We start from the raw sequence: 20,367 nt of genomic DNA, 5'->3' as shown, positions 1-20,367 counted from the left end.
GAATCAATGATGCTCTGCAAGCTCCATCCAGCGCATCGTCTTTTCATCAATTTCATGAATCACTTGTTGAAAGCGGTTGCTCACTTCCGTTAATTTTTCATGGGTAAGATCTGATTCGCCCAACTGTTGTTCCAACATAGACTTTTCCTCTTCAAGCAGCATAATTTCATTCTCTAGCTTTTCATACTCCTGTTTTTCTTTGAATGACAGTTTGCGTTTTTTGCCGGATACTGTTTCTTCCGGTTTTACTTTTACCACAGTTGCTTCTTTTTTCTGCTCTCTCTTTTGCTCCTTAAGTTTTTGTCTGTAGTCATAGTAATTACCATTCAGGACACTGATTTTGCCATCACCTTCAAATGCCCAAATGTGGTCTGCAACCCTGTCCATAAAAAAACGGTCGTGCGTGACAATAAGTACACATCCTTCAAACGAAGCTAAATAATCTTCAAGAACAGAAAGCGTCTGTATGTCTAAATCGTTTGTAGGCTCATCCAATATCAGAAGATTTGGATTTTTCATCAGTATGGTAAGCAAATAAAGTCTTCTTTTTTCACCACCACTCAGCTTTTCTACATATTGAAAATGCATGGATGGGTCAAACAGAAAGCGCTCAAGCAATTGTGATGCAGAAATTTTTCGTCCACCGCTCATTGGAATAAAGTCAGCGATCTCACGTATTACTTCAATAACTCGCTTCTGGTCTGAAATGTTTTTTGACTGCTGCTCAAAATATCCGGGCACAATGGTTTCACCCATTACAATCTTACCTTTATCGCAAGATTCTTTGCCCATGATAATATTCAACAAGGTACTTTTTCCCGAGCCATTGCTTCCAACAATACCAATCTTTTCACCTTTACGGAGAGAGTAGTCAAAGTTGTCAATTAGTTTCAGGTTGCCAAACGATTTGCTTATACGGTGAATTTCTAAAATTTTACTTCCTATTCTCGAAATGTTGACATCAAGCTCCACATTCCCTTGTTCAGATTTCTTTTTGGTTTTTTCTTCCAGAACATGAAATGCGTCAATACGTGATTTAGATTTTGTGCCGCGTGCTCGTGGTTGTTTCCGCATCCAGTCCAATTCCGTACGGTAAAGATTTTTTGAACGTTGTAAGTTGGCCGATTCCATTTCATCACGTTCAGATTTCTTCTCTAAATAATAGCTGTAGTTACCTTTATGTCTGTACAATTTTCCGTCTTCAAGCTCAAGGATTTCATCACAAATCTCATCCAAAAAATATCGGTCGTGTGTAACAAGTAACATCGTTATATTGGTTGATGCTAAAAACGATTCCAGCCATTCTATCATGTCTAGGTCCAGGTGGTTTGTAGGCTCATCCATAATAATAAAGTCAGCCTCATCAATCAACACTTTAGATAGTGACAATCGTTTTTGCTGCCCACCTGAAAGTTCATTGACCTTCTGATGAAAAAAGGGAACACCTAATTTTCCGGCAACAGATTTTATCTTGCCCAAATGTTTTTGCTCCTCTTCAGAGAGCTCATAGTGCGGTTTCTCATTCAACAAAGCATCAGCAATGTGCGTGTTCTCTGTAAGGCAATCTGCAACTGTGGCCGACTGCGGCAAAATATTTTCCTGTGTAAGGTAACTCAGTTTCAACTGATTTCTGAATGTAACAGTTCCTTCGTCAGGAACATCAAGTCCTGCTAAAATTCTAAGTAGTGATGTCTTGCCGGTGCCATTTCTTGCTACCAATGCCAGTTTTTGTCCTTTGGCAATTCCAAATGATATGTTGTTGAATAAAATTCTGTCGCCAAAACTCTTGCTGATATTTTCTACCGATAAATAATTCACCTGCTTTTTTATTGAAGCGCGAAAGTAGCAGTTATTGTGCTAATAAATGATAGGTTATATTGTTTTTATAAGGATTGATGGTAGTTTTTCATTTTTCCAACGCACTCACTTTTGCTAAAAGTATTATTGACAAAAATCATTTTTATATTAGTTAAATATTACCACTATTGCGTTGATAATTATTTTATTTCAGCACAGTACATGTGTAGTTATTTATCACTTTTGAAAGATGCGATTTAAGAAAAGCACATGGATAGTAGCTTCAACAATTCTTGGCATAGTAGCATTGCTGCAGTGGTCATTTATTACTGTTAAAGAGAACGAATATCAGCAACAGGCATTAGAGGTTTACCTCTCAAAAACTGCTCAAGATTTCTCTGGCGAAATCGAAAAACTTAAATCCCTTGCTGACAGCGAAAAAATAAACACTCGTCAGTTAGTTGAACAATTTAAAGCCTGTCGTATTGCCTATAAAAAACTTGAAGGTTTCACCGGATATTATTTTGCTTATACAGAGCGCGACCTCAACGGCCCACCAATTCCAATGGTTGAAGAAGAACCGCAAAGTAAATATGTACGTCCGCCACATGGATTGCAGGTAATTGAAGAAATTATTACCGAAAAGCCATTGAATAAATTGCATCTGCGCGAAGAGTTAAATCACACACTTAAACTTGCAGCAAAACTGTCGCTGTCGTTCAAAACATTAAAGCCCTACGACTATCAGTTGTTTGAAATTATGCAACTACGTCTTGTGAAAATTTACACGCTGGGTATAAACAATTTCGACTGTCAAATTATAAAAACAGGAATTGCGGAAACAAAAGCAGCACTTCTTTCTATCAGTAACATTCTTAATATCTCTTATCGCAATGCCGATTTCTCCATGGTCAACAACAGCATTGACGCTGCAGTTTCATTTCTCGACCGTCAGCAGCTTAGCGTAAACAAAGGCATGGAGTTTGACTATTTTTCATTTTATCGTAACTATGTTGTACCTATAAACCTATCACTCATCAAAGCAAGAAAAAGTATTTTGAATTTTGACCCTCAAAATATCAGAGCATTAAATCTTGATGCAGCAACCCTTTTTGAGAAAGAAGCATACAACACCTATTTTTTTACAAAAATGCAACGCAGTAATACTGGCGACATGCTTCCTTTTCTTGGCAAACTTTTATTCTTTGATCCCATTCTTTCGGTCAACAATTCGGTGTCATGTGCATCGTGCCATAAACCAAATATGGCATATACCGATGGACTTCCAAAATCTTACGGTTTTTTAAAGAACGATACATTGCCAAGAAACACACCAACCATACTCAATGCTGCCTTGCAGCGCAATTTATTTATGGATGCCAGCGTATTGGTTCTCGAAGATCAGGCAAAAACTGTTGTTCAAAATGAGAGAGAGATGCACGGTGATTTTAAAGTAGTTGTAGCCAAACTCAATCAATCATCAGCTTACAAAAAAATATTCAGTCAGGCCTTTGCCGGAACAAAAGATACAGCCATCAGCGAAGAAGGAATTCTAAAAGCATTGGCAGAATTTCAACGCACACAGTTGTCTTTCGATTCACCATTCGATAAAGCCATTCGCAGTGAAGGTACGTTAGAACAACCTGTCATTGACGGTTACAATATTTTTATGGGTAAGGCCAAATGCGGACACTGTCATTTTGCAGGCCTCTTTAATGGTACAACACCACCGCAGTACAGAGAGAGTGAGTTTGATATTATTGGTGTACCATCAACCAACAAACGACCCTATAAACTAGACGGGGATCTTGGCCGCTACAATGTTTTTAAAAATGATGAACTTAAATATGCATTCAAGACAACTACGGTCAGAAATATTGCTGTCACAGCACCCTATATGCACAATGGTGTTTATAAAACACTCGAAGAGGTTATAGATTTTTATGACAAAGGTGGTGGGGCAGGACTGGGTATTCACATTCCGAATCAAACCCTGCCCGATGAAAAGCTAAAACTCAACAAGGAAGAGAAGAAAAAATTAATATTGTTTCTGCAATCACTCACAGATACTTCTGTCGTTGTGCACTTTAGCGGACAGTTGCCTGCTATTGACGATGTCGCCTCGCCATTGAATAAACGTATTGCAGGTGGCACAGAATAATGTAGTTTCATCAATTTCTATTACTTTAGCCGCAAAACAACATAACTTATGTACAATTTGTTAAAAGGAAAACGGGGAATCATTTTTGGTGCATTGGACGAAAACTCTATTGCTTGGAAAACCGCACAACGTGCACATCAGGAAGGAGCAATGTTTACACTAACCAATGCTCCTGTTGCAATGCGGATGGGCGAAATAAACAAACTTGCCGCTGAATGTAATGCACAAGTCATAGCAGCAGATGCAACTTCTATTGAAGACCTCGAAAACCTGTTTACCAAATCAATGGAAATTTTAGGCGGTAAACTCGACTTTGTTTTACATAGCATTGGCATGTCGCCCAATGTCCGTAAAGGAAAACATTACACAGCACTTGACTACGATTTTTTTCATAAAACATTAGATGTTTCTGCCTTAAGTTTGCATAAAACATTGCAAACTGCGTTAAAACTTGATGCACTGAATGAGTGGAGTAGTGTAGTTGCACTCACCTATATAGCAGCGCAACGTGTTTTCCCTCACTACAACGATATGGGCGATGCAAAATCACTTTTAGAAAGCATCACGCGTAGTTTTGGGTATCACTATGGCATGGCAAAAAAAGTCAGGATAAACACCATTTCTCAGTCACCCACTGCCACCACTGCCGGTAGCGGTATAAAAGGGTTTAATGCATTTTATAATTATGCCGATGTCATGTCGCCTCTTGGCAATGCCTCTGCCGATGAATGCGCAAACTATACTGTTATGATGTTTTCTGATTTCACTCGAAAGGTTACCATGCAAAATCTTTTTCATGATGGGGGTTTTTCTTTCACAGGTGTCAGCCTCAATGCAATGGAAAAATTTATGGAGCCATAGTTCATTTTAAAATAAGCATCTGATTACTTTATTTGAAAATTTGAGAAGGCAATTTGTAATTCATCGTCACTTAAAATCACAAAATCCTACTCTGTAAACCAAAAAATCCTAAACCTTAAATTTAAAAGTAAGCAACTTTAAACCGTTAGTAATATAATTCAAAAATAAAATTTATTTTTGCGCATCTTTTTAATTTTCAATAAGCAATGAGCGTTTTAGTCAATAAAAATTCAAAAATAATAGTTCAGGGATTTACCGGAACAGAAGGCACTTTTCATGCAGGACAAATGATAGAGTATGGAACCAATGTTGTAGGTGGTGTAACTCCCGGCAAAGGTGGAACCACTCACTTAGATAAACCTGTATTTAATACCGTTGCCGATGCTGTAAAACAAACCGGTGCTGATGTAAGCATCATTTTTGTACCTCCGGCTTTTGCTGCCGATGCAATTATGGAGGCTGCACAGGCTGGCATAAAAATAATTGTAGCCATAACAGAAGGAATACCTACAAAAGATATGATACAAGTGCGCGACTATCTGCGCGACAAAGAAGCTCGTCTCATTGGTCCAAACTGCCCCGGGGTAATAACTGCCGGTGAATGTAAGGTTGGTATCATGCCTGGTTTTGTCTTCAGGAAAGGACGCATTGGTATAGTTTCTAAATCGGGAACACTGACATACGAAGCTGCCGATCAGGTTGTAAAAGCAGGTGCAGGCATTTCTACTGCTATTGGCATTGGTGGAGACCCTATTATTGGAACCACCACCAAAGAAGCAGTTGAGCTTTTTATGAATGACCCGGAAACCGATGGAATCATCATGATAGGTGAAATTGGGGGTAACCTTGAGGCAGAAGCTGCAAGATGGGTTAAAAACAACAATAAAAAACCAGTCGTTGGTTTCATTGCTGGACAAACTGCTCCTCCCGGTCGTAGAATGGGACATGCCGGAGCCATAGTTGGTGGCGCTGACGATACTGCCGCGGCTAAAATGAAAATCATGACTGAATGTGGCATTCACGTTGTTGCATCCCCTGCAGAAATTGGTGAAACCATGGTGCGTGTACTCAGTAAAGTAACTGCATAAAAATTTTTTCTAAAACCAAATCAATCTAAGCCGCATTCCCTGAGTGCGGCTTTGTTGTTTATATTAAAATATAGTTTTAAAACTGCTTTCATTCTTTTGAGAATGGATTTCGCCATACCTAAGACCCTAGTTCCGGATGATTTATAACAACATCAAATCAAAATGTTTAATGCACGCTACACTTTAATATAATTCAGAAAATCACTTAAAAAAAACTATGAACGCTGCATTAATAACCAGCTTACTATCTAAAAAATATTTTTACCGACTTAGAATCATTTCCTGATGTGACTCTGAAAAAATAAACACCTGCACCTAACTGATGTAAACTCAATTGGTCAGAAACAGCACTGCCGTTATATGATTTTGTAAAAACTTTTCTTCCTGCAACATCAAAAATATCCACTCTGAAATCTACGGTCTTTAGAAGCAGCACACTAAAGTCAAGAACACCGTATATACTTTGTCCATAAACACTCACATTCACATTCGAAGCATCAGGATAAATAACGCCAAGACGATCAATTTGCAGATTATCTATAAAAAGAGCATTGGCATTACCCGAAGTATATTCAAATCGTAAAATCACATTATTAAAACTATTCAATGCTTTCAGATTAACAGAATCTTTACGCCATTGGTCAGCACCAGGAATAAATACATTTGACGCACTGCCTTCGGCTGTTGTAAGTGCCGTTCCTGTTTTCTCAAAAATCTGATTAAATGAACTACCACAATCTGTTGATGCCAATATTTTTAAGCTAGCTTTTGTGCTAATGCTGTTGTCGTTCAAGGAGGCTACATCAAAAGCAAGGACTGGTTCTGCTAGTGTAGTCAAATCAAATGGCTCTAATTGTACAATATCTTTTCTTCCTGCTGCTGTTTGCAATGGTGCATAAAACCAAAGTGAAGAACTGCCATTAATTGAGGCCAACCTGCTTCGCATAAAAGTTGCATCATTGTCAGCATTCAACACCAACCAGTTGTCAGCAGGAAATCTTTTTGCTTCAAAATCCTGATTGTAGGGTAGGGCAGTGGCACCTGTAATGGTAATTCTTTTTACAATGATATTGTTTGACAAATTGCCATCGCCACTAAGGGTAGCACTTACATTCAGATAATGTGTTCCTATTGGAACTGTCAACATATCTAAAACAACTGTTGTAGTAGCTCCTGCAACCAAACTACCTGTCCAGTTTTTGTTTACTGCTGCATTATCATCAAGCTTAACAGAAAATGTAAGAGCGCTAATAGTTCCCACTCCTTTGTTTTTAATTACTACCGAAGGCGTAATGCTGCCCTGACAATATATGGTTTCAACATTAATAATATTTTGTAATGCCACATCAATTGTAGTAGTCGTGTCCATACATCCTTTTGAGGTAAGTAATGCAGCTCTGCTGTTATTTAATGCATCCTGCATACGCAACGACTGACCTGCGGTAAAAATATTCATAGCATAGTCGTCAGTGTAGTCAAGAAAGTTCATGAACATATCCCCATCGGGATTGTTGCTGCAACTGATAGTTGGAAAATTTGGTGTGCCAAAATGCTCTGATGCCTGATTGGGTGTGTCTGCAACATTATCTGTGCCGGTGCATGTGCCGCCATCATCACCCCATATATGTATTAGATTCAACCAGTGTCCAACTTCATGTGTCAGCGTACGACCTAAGTTATAGGTTGGATGCACACCAACATTGTCAGGACCGCCAATTGTTGAATAACTTACAACAACACCATCAAGTGTATCGTTTGCTGTACCGGGCATGGTTGCATAGCCAAGCAGATTGCCTGTAAGATTACAAATCCAGATGTTCAGATATTTACTTTTTGACCATCCTTTAGCACCACCTGTTGCTGTTTTTTTCACATCATCACCCGTACTGAACGATTGCGTGGTTGTTTGTTTTCTAATGATACCTGTTGTAGGCTTGTTATTTGGATCACGCTTAGCTAAGCAAAATTGAATGTTGGCAGCTGCTGAAACACCTAAAAATGGTGATGGTGTACTCTGTCCATCCTGATTTAAACGACTGTAATCGTTGTTAAGAACATCAAGTTGCTCTAATATTCTATCGTCCGGAATATTTTGCTCTGCAGTATTATATACTACATGAAAAACCACAGGAATTGTGATAGTTGCAGTCATGGTTTTGTTACTCTCTGTTCTTGCAATAGCATTTGCCTGCTCATGCTCATAGGCTTTTCGTAACTGCGGGTTTTCTGCAAGCCATTGTTCTAAATAAACTTGTGTTCCGCAACGTTCGGTTTGTGCATTAACGAAGTAATTTAATAGTAAAAAACAGATTAAAAAAAATCTTCTTAAAAACATTGAACAGACAATTTAGTATGACAAATTTAAACTAATATTTTTATTTTAATAGGGTTTGGTACATATCCTTAACAGTTGTAATCATTTTATCCCATCCGAATTTATTCTTTTCTGATTGTACACCTGCTGTAAATGGTATTGCCAATTGCTCTATAAAAAAACTATCAATGGCCTTGGCAATTGCATGGGGATTCACATCAGTCACAAATCCAGAAACACCGTCAGTAACCATTTCCGGCAGTCCTCCTACATTGGTTACAACCATAGGTTTATCGAAGCTGTATGCAATTTGTGTAACACCGCTTTGTGTTGCCGATCTGTATGGCTGAACAATAAGGTCAGCAGCACTGAAATAATAACGCACCTCATCTTTTGGAATATATTCATCTTTCATGATGATTACACTTTCCAGATGATGTTCTTTTATCAGACTCAAGTATTCATCTTTCGATTCATAAAATTCTCCGGCAATAATAAGTTTAAGATTTCTATTTTTTATCAATGGCATTGCCTGCAACAAAATGTCCAATCCTTTATACTTTCTGATAAACCCGAAAAAAAGTAAATATTTAAATCCTTTATCAAGGTTCAGTTTTTCGCAGGCTTCGTCACGGCTTACTTTATCACCAAAAATTGAGTAGATAGGATGTGGGGTGATGCTTACAGGCTTTTTAGGATTAAACTGTTTTATATCTTCAGCAACCTTTTCAGACATCACTATAAATGCATCACACGACTGAATAAAATATTGCGTCAGTGATTGGTCACCAATCCGCTTTTCATGCGGAATAATATTGTCGGCAATAGCCACAACCGGCAAACCATGTTTATGAAGCCTTCTTGCAATAAATCCAAGGCATGGTGCCATAAAAGGCAGCCAGTAACGAAATATTACTAAATCGGGCTTTTTACTTTTGATATAGGCAGCTGCCTTCAACCATGATTGCGGATTAATCGAATTAATCAATGGTGTTATCTTGAAATCAAAATATTGTGAAGAAGTTTCCATCTGCGTTTTACCCGGAAATAGTAAAGCAGGATATTGTAGCGTAAAAGAGACAATCTCAGATGAAATTTCATTAGCATTCAAATATGAACATAATGCCTCATTGAGATTGGCTATTCCACCACGAAAAGGGTAGGCAGGGCCAACAATAATTACCGAATTCAGCTTACGGCCTTCATTCATATCAGGTCTCAGATCAGTTTAAATTGTCTTAGGTGATGTAAAGCATGTTTATGCAACAGTTGAATATTTTCGGCAAAATTCAATTCACCAAAAAATGGATTCATTACTTTTTTCTCAGGATTTTCTGAAAAAAATATTTCAAACTCTCTTATATTATTTTCAACACGGGCAATTGCAGCAGCCAAATCAGGTAATTTGGTTGCCGCAGGTGTTTCACTCATCAACGAGTTTTTTGTATTGGGTTTAAAATCTTTTTCGCTTAACATAAATGCACGTGTTGCTTCAAGCTTATCGGGTGGTGTTATTAATGTGTGATTGTTTTTTCCGAAGGCATCTTCAATGGCATCACCAAAATGTTCAACCATTTGTTGTGCATTCATTTTGCCCCATTCAGGAACTTCACTTCCTCTTAGCTTTTTAAGGAGTTCAATAAAGTTAATTTTTAGGAATTGTAATTTCTCAGGGTTTATCATGTAGTATATTTATTTTAATGGTTTTGTTTATCTGATTACTTGTAAATCTAAGAAAATAAATTCCGTTTGACAAGTTACTTATATCAGTCTGTAATGTGTTTTTTGTTTTCTGTAAATAAGTTTTAGTAGTTACAAGGTTCCCGAATGTATCATACATTTCAATTTTTACGGAACCAGAAGTTGAATGAGGCACATGAACATTCACAACAGCTGCAGCAGGATTTGGATAAACCAAAATTGCGTTTCCTTGATTTTCTACTTCGGAAATGCCAACTGTGTTATATTTAATTTGTGCGGCAGTTGCTGCTGCTTCAATTTCATTAAGGCTGTCGCCACCAAGTAATGCAAATGCCACCTTCACAGAGTCGTTAGGTAGTACTAAAAACGGTCCACTACTCAACAGCATGCTAATGTCAGTACCATTACCATTCATGCCTGCTTGTGCTCGTCCTGAACCATTCATACTTTGATATTTTTCCTGTTTACTGAAACCGTCATAAATATTTACACTTCCATCACTGCCATCATTGTTGTATGCATAATAATGCGCTATGCCTGGAGTCAGTAATTTTATTGCTGTATAATTGTTGCTGGCAGTAACTTCAAAAGCATAACCCATATTTAAAGTTGAATCAAACATTGCTCTGTTTGTTGCATACGTATTTTCTGTAATGTCCCAGTCGGCATAGATGCCCGCATACAAATCGCTGTAAGTATTATTGCTGTTGTTGGTAATTATATACTCTGCAACTACAAATTTGCGTTCGGCAGGTGTACTCCATACATAGGTATTATGTGATACGTTAACTCCAATCGGTAAACTGTTATTATTGTCATTAAACTTTGTAGTCAAATCAAACTCCGAAACAACAGAAGGAACAATGGCATGGACATAATCTATTGGAGCAAAATGTTCATTAATAGCTCCTGCCGGTGTACCTGCAACAGCATCACTCACCATACTATCATTAACACCAATCATTAAACTTCCTGAATAGAGTAAGTTTGGCCCTTCGTTTTGCGTAAAACCAATGCCCTGCGAGTTTCCGGAATCATTAAATCCAATTCTGCCTTTACTTGTAATGCTTACGCCAATGTCATTCACTAAAACATTGATATAATCAACATTCACAGTCATTTCAAACTGCTGTATGTCAACATAGGTGCCTGCTGTAAATGTCATAGTGAAAACAACTTTTGTATTCTTTGGTATTGATGGATCAATAACTGCCAAAAATGGATTACTACGGTTACTATCGGACTGCATAGTTGCCATACTTCCGGCAAGAAAGGAGTTGTTTAAAAATGAGATGTCAGGATTGTTTGCCTGTATGGTAACAGATAAGTTACTGACAGGGTCAAGCAGGTTGAAAAATACAGCACTAATTCTGACTGTATCGTTAGGCGAAAAAGCATTATCGTTATTATCAGTATTTTTTATATCAAATGCTCTGACTGATGTTGCCGGCTGTGTGAGTGCATTCAGTAAATTAACTCTTCCTTTACCGAGCATATTGATAAAAGGTGCATTACCCGGAATGGAATAAATATCATCACATGTTGCACGGATTCTTTCACCAATCTGTAAAGCATTTAATGTAGGAAACTGTGCTTTTACCAAGGCAGCAATGGCAGAAACCTGAGGTGCTGCTTCCGAAGTTCCGCCCGAGTACCAATAGGGTGGGTTACTGTTTGTAGGAAAAATCGAAAATATTTTATCTCCGGGAGCTGTTACATCAACATAGCTGCCAAAACTGCTACCCGATGTTGGTGATGACGTCCATTTTACATCAGCAGAATCAGTTCCCCCAACACTCAATACATATTGATATGATGCCGGAAAAAATGGTGCATCGTTGTTGGCATTTCCTGCTGCAGCAACTACCAGTGCATTTTTATTAAATGTTGCATAGTTAATAACATCCTGCGAAAATTGAGAACTGCCAAAGCCACCCCATGAGCAGTTAATTACTGAGCAACCATGGTCGGCAGCATACACAATTGCATCATAGCCATTTACAATAACATTCGACCCGGGCGAGCAGCTGACAGGTAAAAATTTGGTTTTAAAGCCTACTCCGGCAATACCTGTTACGTTATCAACTTCTGCATTAGAAATGCCTGCAACAAAATTTCCATGCAATGGAACAGACCCCTGAACATCATTTGAGTTAAATGCCACGTTCCATCCGCGATAGTTGTCAATATAACCATCACCATCATCGTCAATACCATTTATTGGGTCGGCATAGTTGTATTTTAACTGATTAATCAGCTCAATATGTGCTGTATCAACTCCGGTATCAGTAATGCCAATTACAATGTTGGTATCACCTTTCTGAATATCCCAGCCATCAAAAGTATGTATGTTAACGTGATGATATTGATATTGCGGAATAGCTAAAGTATCATTGGGGATATAAAGCAGTTTGTCAATAAAAGATGGATCGGCATACTGTACCTCTTTGCAAGATAGTAGCATGGAAGCGGCTTTTTCAATTGGGATATCAATATTGAACTTTATAGCATAAATCAATGACAAATCAGTCAATGGAAAACCAAAAGCTGTTTTGCCTTCAACAGGAGGTTTGTGATGCGAGAATTTCTTTTTAACTTCAGTTACCGAAAGTTTATTAAATACTTTTATCAAATCGGGTGAGTTTATGTAGCTGTCGTTACATAGATTTCGATAGTCAGATTTTATTCTTAAAATCATAACACCTTTCTCAAAATCGTCATTAGTTATGCCTGCTGTAAAATGAAACTGCTTTTGAGCATAGGTGACGGTCAAAGTAAAAATAGACAGTATAAAATAAAAAACCGTACTTTTTAATATGAGCATTTTTAATTGAAATACCATTCTGTAGTGTTTTTTAAATATTACGGTAAAATTAAGGATAAATAAACGAAGAAATGAAACAATAAAGTTTAAAAAATAAAGGCAATAATAGAAATATTCTATTTTTATGCCGCTTTAAGTAAAAATGAAAAAATGGAAAAGCGTCAGGTAATTTTAAATTCCGAACAAATACAGCAAAAACTAAGACGTATTGCTTGTCAGATTTATGAGGATAACATCAACGAAAAAAATATTTTTATTGCCGGTATTGCAAGAAGTGGTTACGTTATGGCAACCAAGTTGAAAGATATTATTGTTGAAAGCTATCCGCTTAAAGTAAATATGCTGGAGGTGATTATTGATAAATCAAACCCATTGCATCCAAACATTAAAGGAATTGACAATACGGCATTGCTAAAAAATAAAGTTGTCATTATTGTAGATGATGTGCTCAATTCAGGTAAAACACTTATTCATAGTCTGCGTCCATTTTTGGAAGCAGATGTTAAAAAAATCAGTACTGCATTGCTTGTTGACCGCGATCACAAGCGTTATCCTGTGGCTACAGATTTTGTTGGACTTACGCTTTCTACCACCACCCACGAACATATTGTTGCCGATTTGAAGAAAGGGAAAAAAGATGTTGTTTATATAGCATAAATCATGTCGCTAAAACTTCTGAATACTTTTACAATATTGCTGATGGCAGTACAAAGCTTTTCGCAGCAGGTAAAATTCCATCAGGAGTGGCTCGATAATCCGGCCAAATACAGTACGGAAATAGAAGAAGTTTTTACCAGCGATACCATAGATACTTTTCAAAAAGAGGAATATAAATCTTTCGCAATTTTAGAAAATGGTTATGCTAAATCAAAAATTAAAAATACTGCAGACTGGAAAGGTATTCCCTCCGGATTTTATGCAGACACCATCATTTTTATATATACACAGTATCCTAAAAACATCAATTTTTGGTTGACAAACTATCACACTTTATTGGCGCAACGATTGAAGAATTTATTTAAACTTTCACCTGACCTCAATAGTGAACAAACTAAATTTAAAATACTGCTACAAACTTCCTGTAATACAGATGATGAAGCAAAAAAAATGTTTCATGGCATAGCTATTCATTTGGCCCCAATAAAAAGTGAGCCTGTCAAGCAACAGGAAAATATTATCAAGCAGCAAGTTTATGACGATACTTTAAAAAACAATAAACACACTGATCAGAATACTATTACCACCAGAAAAATCAACAGTTTTATTGCCAACAACGGGGGAATTACCGATAGCGTTGTATATAAGATTTTTTCACGTCATCCTGAATGGGATAATTGCTTAGTGATAATGGACTGGACAGGCAGCATGTATCCTTATGGTGCACAGGCTGTACTTTGGCATTCGTTGAATCTTAAACAATCAGGTATAAAATATTTCGTTTTCTTTAATGATGGTAATATGGAAAAACGGAAAAAAATAGGGAGGACAAGAGGTGTTTATTTTGAAAAGGCAGAAAACATCAATAAAATAATTGGCTTGTTAAGTAAGGTTAAAGCCAAAGGCAATGGTGGCGACCCTGAAGAAAACGATGTGGAAGCTATATTGAAAGGCATTCAGAAGTATCCTGATTTTAAAAACCTGATATTAATTGCCGATAACAATTCCTGTATGCGTGATTATTGTTTGGTAAAAGATGTAAAAGTTCCGGTTAAGGTTGTTCTCTGTGGAACCTACAGCGGCATCAATCCACAGTACATAAACTTAGCTTATAAAACAAAAGGCAGTATTCATACTATTGAAGATGACATCAGTGATTTTTACAACCGGACGAATACCGATGCAACATTTATGATAGATGGATCGGAATATCGTTATAATACAAAAAGAGATTTATTTGAATATCTGGCAAAACCCGATAAGGACGACCCGCATTTTTGCGAACCTTTTTATAAAAAGAAGAAGTGTAAATGTGAGAAATTGAATTATTAAATTATTTTCAGAGATGAAATTTTTCTACCAAGTTTGCAGCAGACAATATTTTGTAAAACACTTTTTAGTTTTTGGGCTTCTTATGATTGGGATATTTTCCGGCAACGTTTTTTCTCAAAAAGGTGTTGCAACAATCGGTTTTCAGTTTAAACCAATTTTTAATAATGACTTTTTCCGCACAGGTGCACAATCTGCAGAGCAGGGGCAGGCAAAAGTTACCATTCAACCCAATTCAGGTTATTGTGCAGGCATGGTTATCAGGCGTGGTTTTACTGAGCGTCTTTCTATTGAAACGGGAATAAACTATACAAGAAGAAATTATCAGATTCAGATTGCTGACTCGGCATTGAGTCATAAACGTAATTATAAATTTATAGGATATGAGATACCGATTTCGGCCTTGGTATATATCAGACTTGGACAAAAGATGTACATAGATGCCTCGTTAGGTAACTCATTCGATTTTTACCCGTCAGACATTTACATTGGTGATGATAATTTTGAAAGCGAAGGGTTAAGAAAAAGCTGGATTAAACCTGCAATCATTGCCAATGTAGGTGCAGAATACAGAACAGAAAAAGCAGGGTATTTTTATCTTGGAGTTTCGTTTCATCGCCCATATAGTTTTATTTATCGTTCAAGAACCTTAATTACAGGCAGAAATTATAAAGTATTTGAAACCGATATTTCAGGTAATTATCTGACAATAGATATTCGTTATTTTTTTCACGAAGACCCTTTGAACAAACAGCGAAAGAAATATCCTGAGGATGATTGAAATTAAGTTAAGATATTTCTTTTAAATTAGATTTCAAAAAAAGAGCACCAGCAATACCCGATAAAACAGAACCTGCAATAATGGCAATTTTTGCAGTGTCGAGAAGCAAAGGTTCTTTAAATGAAAGTGAAGCAATAAAAATAGACATGGTAAAGCCTATTCCGGCTGTTAAGCCAGCGCCAAAAATCAGCTTTAAATTAATTTTTCCGGGAAGTGAACACCATTTGTATTTTACAGCAATCCATGAAGCTGCTGTTATTCCGAATGGTTTCCCAATAAGCAAACCAAAACCAACCCCTAAGCCAACAGTAGAAAACAATCCTGAAACATTATCAAGAGATAAAACAATGGCAGTATTAGCCAATGCAAAAACAGGAAGAATAAAAAAATTCACAGGTATGTGAAGTTTATTCTCGAAGGATACAAGTTTGTTTAATGGAATTGTAAATGCTATAAGTACACCTGCAATAGTTGTATGCACACCGGAAAGCAGCATAAAATACCAGATGACAATGCTTGCAATGATCCAAAGAAATAAATTGAAAAATCCTTTTCTTGAAAGAAACATCAGTGCGCCAATAATGACTAAACTGCTGATTAAAAAAGATAGATGAAAGTTCTCAGGTTCAGTGTAAAATAAAGCAATAATAATTATAGCCCCAAGATCATCAATGATAGCTAATGCTGTTAAAAAAATTTTCAATGCAAATGGGACTCTTTTTCCCAACATGGAAAGCACGCCAAGAGAAAATGCAATATCTGTTGCGGTAGGGATAGCCCAGCCATGAAGTAGGTGAGTGTCTTTGATATTAAACACTGCATAGATTATAGCCGGAACTATCATTCCGCCAAAAGCTGCAATAACGGGTAGCATGGCATTGCGCCTGTTAGCTAATTCGCCAACATATAGTTCGCGTTTTATTTCCATGCCAATCATCAGAAAAAACACAACCATTAGTCCGTCATTTATTATATGGATTACACCTACATCGTAATCCATTATAGCTAGATGACTTTGCCAAAACCCTACATACGCTGCTGTAATGGGAAAATTACTTAGCAACAGCGATACCAATGTTAGAACAATTATTATGAGCCCGGATAATTTGCCTTGCTCTGCAAGTTGACGTATTGGGTTTATGATTTTACCTCCAATCATTTTACAAAACTAAAATTTATAGAGAAATTATTTTTAATTAATACAAGATGTATTCAAATTAATGCAATTGCAATAGACGGTTGGTTACCAATTAGGCGAAGCGAATCATGGAATTCCAAGAAAAAAGTGGACAAATTTTTAATGTCCTAAAAACCTGTTTAAAGTTGTATTCAAATTAATGCAATTGCAAGTATCAACATAAAGATAATTCACTTTGTCATTTGGTCTTCGTATAATTGCAAAACACGATTGTTTATTGAGTTTGATGAGGTTTCGGGTTTTAATATTGTATTTTTTATTTTTCAGTACGTCAATAAGTGCATGGTCCTCACCATATCTAGACTATAATGAAAGATGTAAAAATGCCTATGAACTGATTTTTAAGTTGCGTTTTAATCAGGCTTTAGATAGTCTTGACGCAGAGAGAAAGGAACATCCTGACAATCTCATTCCCGGATATCTGTATCACTATCATTTATTCATTAAAACATTTATTGGAGAAGAGCAGGCTGTTTTTAACGAGCTGAAACATAACCATGAAATAATTACCGGAAAAATTAAAGCAATGCCTGTAGTTTCTCCTTTACGCAATTTTTGTCTTGCCGAATGTTACTTGATGACAGCATTGTCCAAACTGAAATTTAAAGAATATCTGACTGCCGCTTTGCAAGTAAAAAAAGCATACGGTTTACTTACTGAGAATCAAAAAAAGTTTCCTGAATTTGAATTGAATTTAAAAAGTCTGGGTGTATTGCATGCTTTTATCGGTGCAGTACCTGAAAATTATCAATGGTTAGTAAAGATTGCCGGAATGGATGGCAGCGTTTCGAATGGAATAAAAGAATTGGAACAATCGTATATGTTAACAAGAGAAGAGAGTGATGATTTTCATTTTATGAATAAAGAAATTGCGTTTACCTATGTTTTTACCAGAAATCAATTGAAACCTGACCCGGAGTGGGTATTAAAGTTTTTATCAGGGATGACATTGGAAAACGAGCCTTTGGATTTGTTTTTTTCAACCAATATTTATTACACAACAGGACAAAGTGCCAAGATAATTCCACTTTTAGAAATGTATAATCCTTCTGATGAGGTTTATCCGATACATTATTTCCAATTTCTTTTAGGAATGTCTAAACTTAATAAGTTAGATTATTCTGCATTCACATATTTCAATAATTATGTTAAATTGCATAAAGGGAATAGTTTTGTAAAAGCGGCATATCAAAAAATGGCATGGATAAAATTATTACAAAATGACAAAGTGGGCTACGATTCACTTATTACTGAAGTTAAGAACGTTGGTAATGATTTTACTGATGAAGACAAACAAGCACAAAGTGAATTGGTTACTCAGCAGGTGCCAAATGTTTATCTCCTTAAAATCAGATTATTGTTTGATGGTGGATACTATCAGGAGGCATTAAAACTATTGGCAAAAGGCTCAATTGAGGCAAAGACAGCTAAAGATCAGTTAGAATATAAATATCGGTTGGCAAGGGTATTGGATAAGCTGGAAATGAATGAGCAGGCCAAGGAGTTTTATCTTAAAACTATTAATCATGGTCAGAATCTGAAATTGTATTATGCAGCTGCAAGTTGCAATTTTTTAGCACAGATGTATGAGAAAGAGAAGAACATGGTTATGGCAGAAAAATATTATAAGAAATGCCTCAGTTTACGCGACCATGAATACCAGAACAGTTTAGATCAAAAAGCCAAGTCAGGATTAAACAGAATTGCCGGTGGCAGGTAATATTCAAAAAATTACTATTTAACATAATATTAATTATAAGATTGAATATTGAGGTAAACGGGTGTAAATTCCATTAAGACCCTGACATTTTTATAGCCTGAATTCAGTTAAATGCATTTTCATTCTTCAGCATAATTTTTTGATTCTTTTTATTAAAAATTTTATTGCTGCTTAAAATTACTCAAACATCATTTTTTTTAGAAGTGTACTATGGCTTGGAATTTTTTAAGACTGTTATTTTTAACGCATATAGTAGCCGGAGAAATAATTTTAAAGTCCCCTATTGAGTTAATCGTTTTGCAGTAGTTAAAAGACCAAAAGTAGTAATAAGAATAAGTTGTAACTTATTTAAATGCAGTTTCGTAGATTTGGTTAATTAAAGTAATTTATAGTTATTTATAGTGAAGCAATGTATAAAACCAATATTGCTTTAAAGTTATGTGTCATTTTCGATACATTATTGGAATAAGTACTTTATTTTGTTGCAGATAGAAAGCGCTAACGTCATTCCTGATTACGAATTTTTATACCTCAGTGGATTGAATAAGTTTGTATTATTTAACATAATATATTGCAATTAAAGAATATCCTAAATATCTCCTATTTTAAAAGTGTTTTTGCAAATAAGTTTTTCGCAACATAAGGTTTCGATAAAATTTATACTACTTTTATCCTCGTAAAACCACTAAATCAAATTGTTATGTTAAAGAAGATATTAATTGGCTTTGTCATCATCGTTGGACTATTATGTCTTGGTTCACTATTAATCCCCAACAACTATAAGATTGAGCGCGATATTTATATTAAAGCGCCTGCTTCTGTTGTGTTTAATCAGATTAACAATCTGAAAAACTGGGAAAAATGGAATACCTGGCTTAAAATGGATACAACCATGAAAATTACTTTTAATAATATCGAGGCTGGTGTTGGCGCACAATATCAGTGGACATCCAACAACAAGAATGTTGGAAATGGTACTATGCAGATTAAAAAGAGCGTGCAAGATCAATTAGTAGAATCTGAGCTGCTTTTTGAAGGTGAAGGCAATGCTATTAATGGTTTTAATATCCAACCTGCAGGTGACAGTGTTAAACTAACCACCTATTTTGAAAGTGAAGTCGGTTGGAACCCACTGCACAAATACTTAATGCTAATTTTCAAAGGCATGATGGTTGATATGACCGATAATGGATTAAAAGCTATTAAAGAACTAGCAGAGAATTTGCCTGCACAACCCGGATTTGAGTTTAATATTCAACAAGTTGAAATGACTACCTCTATTCCATATTTAGCTATCAGATGTACTTCAGGTTTGGACTCAATAAGCTATTTTATTGGATCAAGTTATGCTCTGATAGATGCAGCAATGAAAAAGCAGAAATTGGAAATGAGCAAGACCATTCATCCATTTGCCATTTATTACAAATGGGAAAATAATCTTTTTGAATACGATGCTTGTATGCCATTGAATACAGCAGGTAAATCAGACGGAAATATTGTAGCTGGCGAAGTCAAAATAGGTAAATACCTGATGACTCAGTATTTTGGTAATTATGATAATTCCAACAAAGCTCATGAGGCACTCGTAAAATATGCTAAAGATAACAGCATAAAAATCTCCGATGCACCTCTTGAGTTTTACATTACAGACCCTTCAACTGAGAAAGATACTACCAAGTGGCAAACCGATATATACTATAAGATTAATTGATTTGTCCATAAAAGTATATTGCACTAGGGCTAAATGGTTGTTTTAGCCCTTTTTTGTTGATTTTTCAGTTATTTCAAGCCATTTCATCTTCAACAAAAGTAACTTAATAATTATCAAGCAAATTAGTTTTATTTATCAATGCAAATGCCTATCTTTGCGCGCCCGTTTTAACAGGTATATTCATAAACAATAAATAAAGTCTAACAATTTCAATTATTAAAAACA

At 36.1% G+C, this 20,367-nt stretch carries 14 protein-coding genes; 8 read left to right on the top strand and 6 right to left on the bottom strand.

The window, feature by feature from the left end:
• Positions 1-3: 3 nt before the first annotated feature.
• Entirely contained in the window at positions 4-1,818 is a 1,815-nt protein-coding gene (locus tag V9G42_09760; protein MEI2759698.1) for an ABC-F family ATP-binding cassette domain-containing protein, read from the bottom strand.
• Positions 1,819-2,047: 229 nt separating this feature from the next.
• Between V9G42_09760 and V9G42_09755 the strand changes: the two genes are divergently transcribed.
• From V9G42_09755 to sucD, 3 genes are all read left to right on the top strand, one after another.
• Positions 2,048-3,958 (top strand): cytochrome c peroxidase, encoded by a 1,911-nt coding sequence (locus tag V9G42_09755; GenBank protein ID MEI2759697.1) that lies wholly within the window; start codon positions 2,048-2,050, stop codon positions 3,956-3,958.
• Positions 3,959-4,006: 48 nt separating this feature from the next.
• Positions 4,007-4,819 carry an SDR family oxidoreductase gene (locus tag V9G42_09750; protein ID MEI2759696.1) on the top strand — a complete coding sequence of 271 codons (813 nt, stop codon included), beginning with the start codon at positions 4,007-4,009 and terminating at the stop codon, positions 4,817-4,819.
• Between the two features lie 206 nt (positions 4,820-5,025).
• Positions 5,026-5,907, top strand: a complete 882-nt coding sequence (sucD, locus tag V9G42_09745; protein MEI2759695.1) for a succinate--CoA ligase subunit alpha — start codon at positions 5,026-5,028, stop codon at positions 5,905-5,907.
• Between the two features lie 244 nt (positions 5,908-6,151).
• Here the strand turns inward: sucD and V9G42_09740 are convergent, their stop codons facing one another.
• From V9G42_09740 to V9G42_09725, 4 genes are read right to left on the bottom strand one after another with little or no spacing between them, the layout of a single operon-like run.
• Complete coding sequence (locus V9G42_09740) at positions 6,152-8,242, bottom strand: M43 family zinc metalloprotease (GenBank protein MEI2759694.1); 2,091 nt, start codon at positions 8,240-8,242, stop codon at positions 6,152-6,154.
• 40 nt (positions 8,243-8,282) lie between these two features.
• Complete coding sequence (locus tag V9G42_09735) at positions 8,283-9,431, bottom strand: glycosyltransferase (protein MEI2759693.1); 1,149 nt, start codon at positions 9,429-9,431, stop codon at positions 8,283-8,285.
• A gap of 8 nt (positions 9,432-9,439) precedes the next feature.
• Positions 9,440-9,904: a hypothetical protein gene (locus tag V9G42_09730; GenBank protein ID MEI2759692.1), complete on the bottom strand. Its 465-nt coding sequence runs from the start codon at positions 9,902-9,904 to the stop codon at positions 9,440-9,442.
• Positions 9,891-12,746 (bottom strand): S8/S53 family peptidase, encoded by a 2,856-nt coding sequence (locus V9G42_09725; GenBank protein ID MEI2759691.1) that lies wholly within the window; start codon positions 12,744-12,746, stop codon positions 9,891-9,893. The genes V9G42_09730 and V9G42_09725 overlap by 14 nt, the downstream gene beginning before the upstream one ends.
• 150 nt (positions 12,747-12,896) lie before the next feature.
• Between V9G42_09725 and V9G42_09720 the strand changes: the two genes are divergently transcribed.
• Genes V9G42_09720 through V9G42_09710 form a run of 3 tightly spaced genes read left to right on the top strand, consistent with a single transcriptional unit; the run spans position 12,897 to position 15,513 of the window.
• On the top strand, positions 12,897-13,403 hold the full coding sequence (locus V9G42_09720) for a phosphoribosyltransferase family protein (protein ID MEI2759690.1): 507 nt from the start codon (positions 12,897-12,899) through the stop codon (positions 13,401-13,403).
• A 3-nt stretch (positions 13,404-13,406) separates the two neighbouring features.
• The gene (locus V9G42_09715; GenBank protein MEI2759689.1) at positions 13,407-14,735 is read left to right on the top strand and encodes a hypothetical protein; all 1,329 of its coding nucleotides are present in this window, start codon (positions 13,407-13,409) and stop codon (positions 14,733-14,735) included.
• 13 nt (positions 14,736-14,748) lie between these two features.
• Entirely contained in the window at positions 14,749-15,513 is a 765-nt protein-coding gene (locus V9G42_09710) for a hypothetical protein (protein ID MEI2759688.1), read from the top strand.
• 7 nt (positions 15,514-15,520) lie between these two features.
• On the opposite strand, the gene nhaA is transcribed toward V9G42_09710, so the two are convergent.
• The gene (gene nhaA, locus V9G42_09705; protein MEI2759687.1) at positions 15,521-16,672 is read right to left on the bottom strand and encodes a Na+/H+ antiporter NhaA; all 1,152 of its coding nucleotides are present in this window, start codon (positions 16,670-16,672) and stop codon (positions 15,521-15,523) included.
• Positions 16,673-16,958: 286 nt separating this feature from the next.
• Between nhaA and V9G42_09700 the strand changes: the two genes are divergently transcribed.
• Positions 16,959-18,431, top strand: a complete 1,473-nt coding sequence (locus V9G42_09700; GenBank protein MEI2759686.1) for a hypothetical protein — start codon at positions 16,959-16,961, stop codon at positions 18,429-18,431.
• Between the two features lie 700 nt (positions 18,432-19,131).
• Positions 19,132-20,142: a GyrI-like domain-containing protein gene (locus V9G42_09695; protein MEI2759685.1), complete on the top strand. Its 1,011-nt coding sequence runs from the start codon at positions 19,132-19,134 to the stop codon at positions 20,140-20,142.
• Positions 20,143-20,367 lie beyond the last annotated feature (225 nt).

The sequence above is a fragment of the Bacteroidia bacterium genome (assembly GCA_037045145.1).
Taxonomy (GTDB): Bacteria; Bacteroidota; Bacteroidia; order AKYH767-A; family OLB10; genus OLB10.
This window is presented reverse-complemented; position numbering and strand designations above follow the sequence as displayed.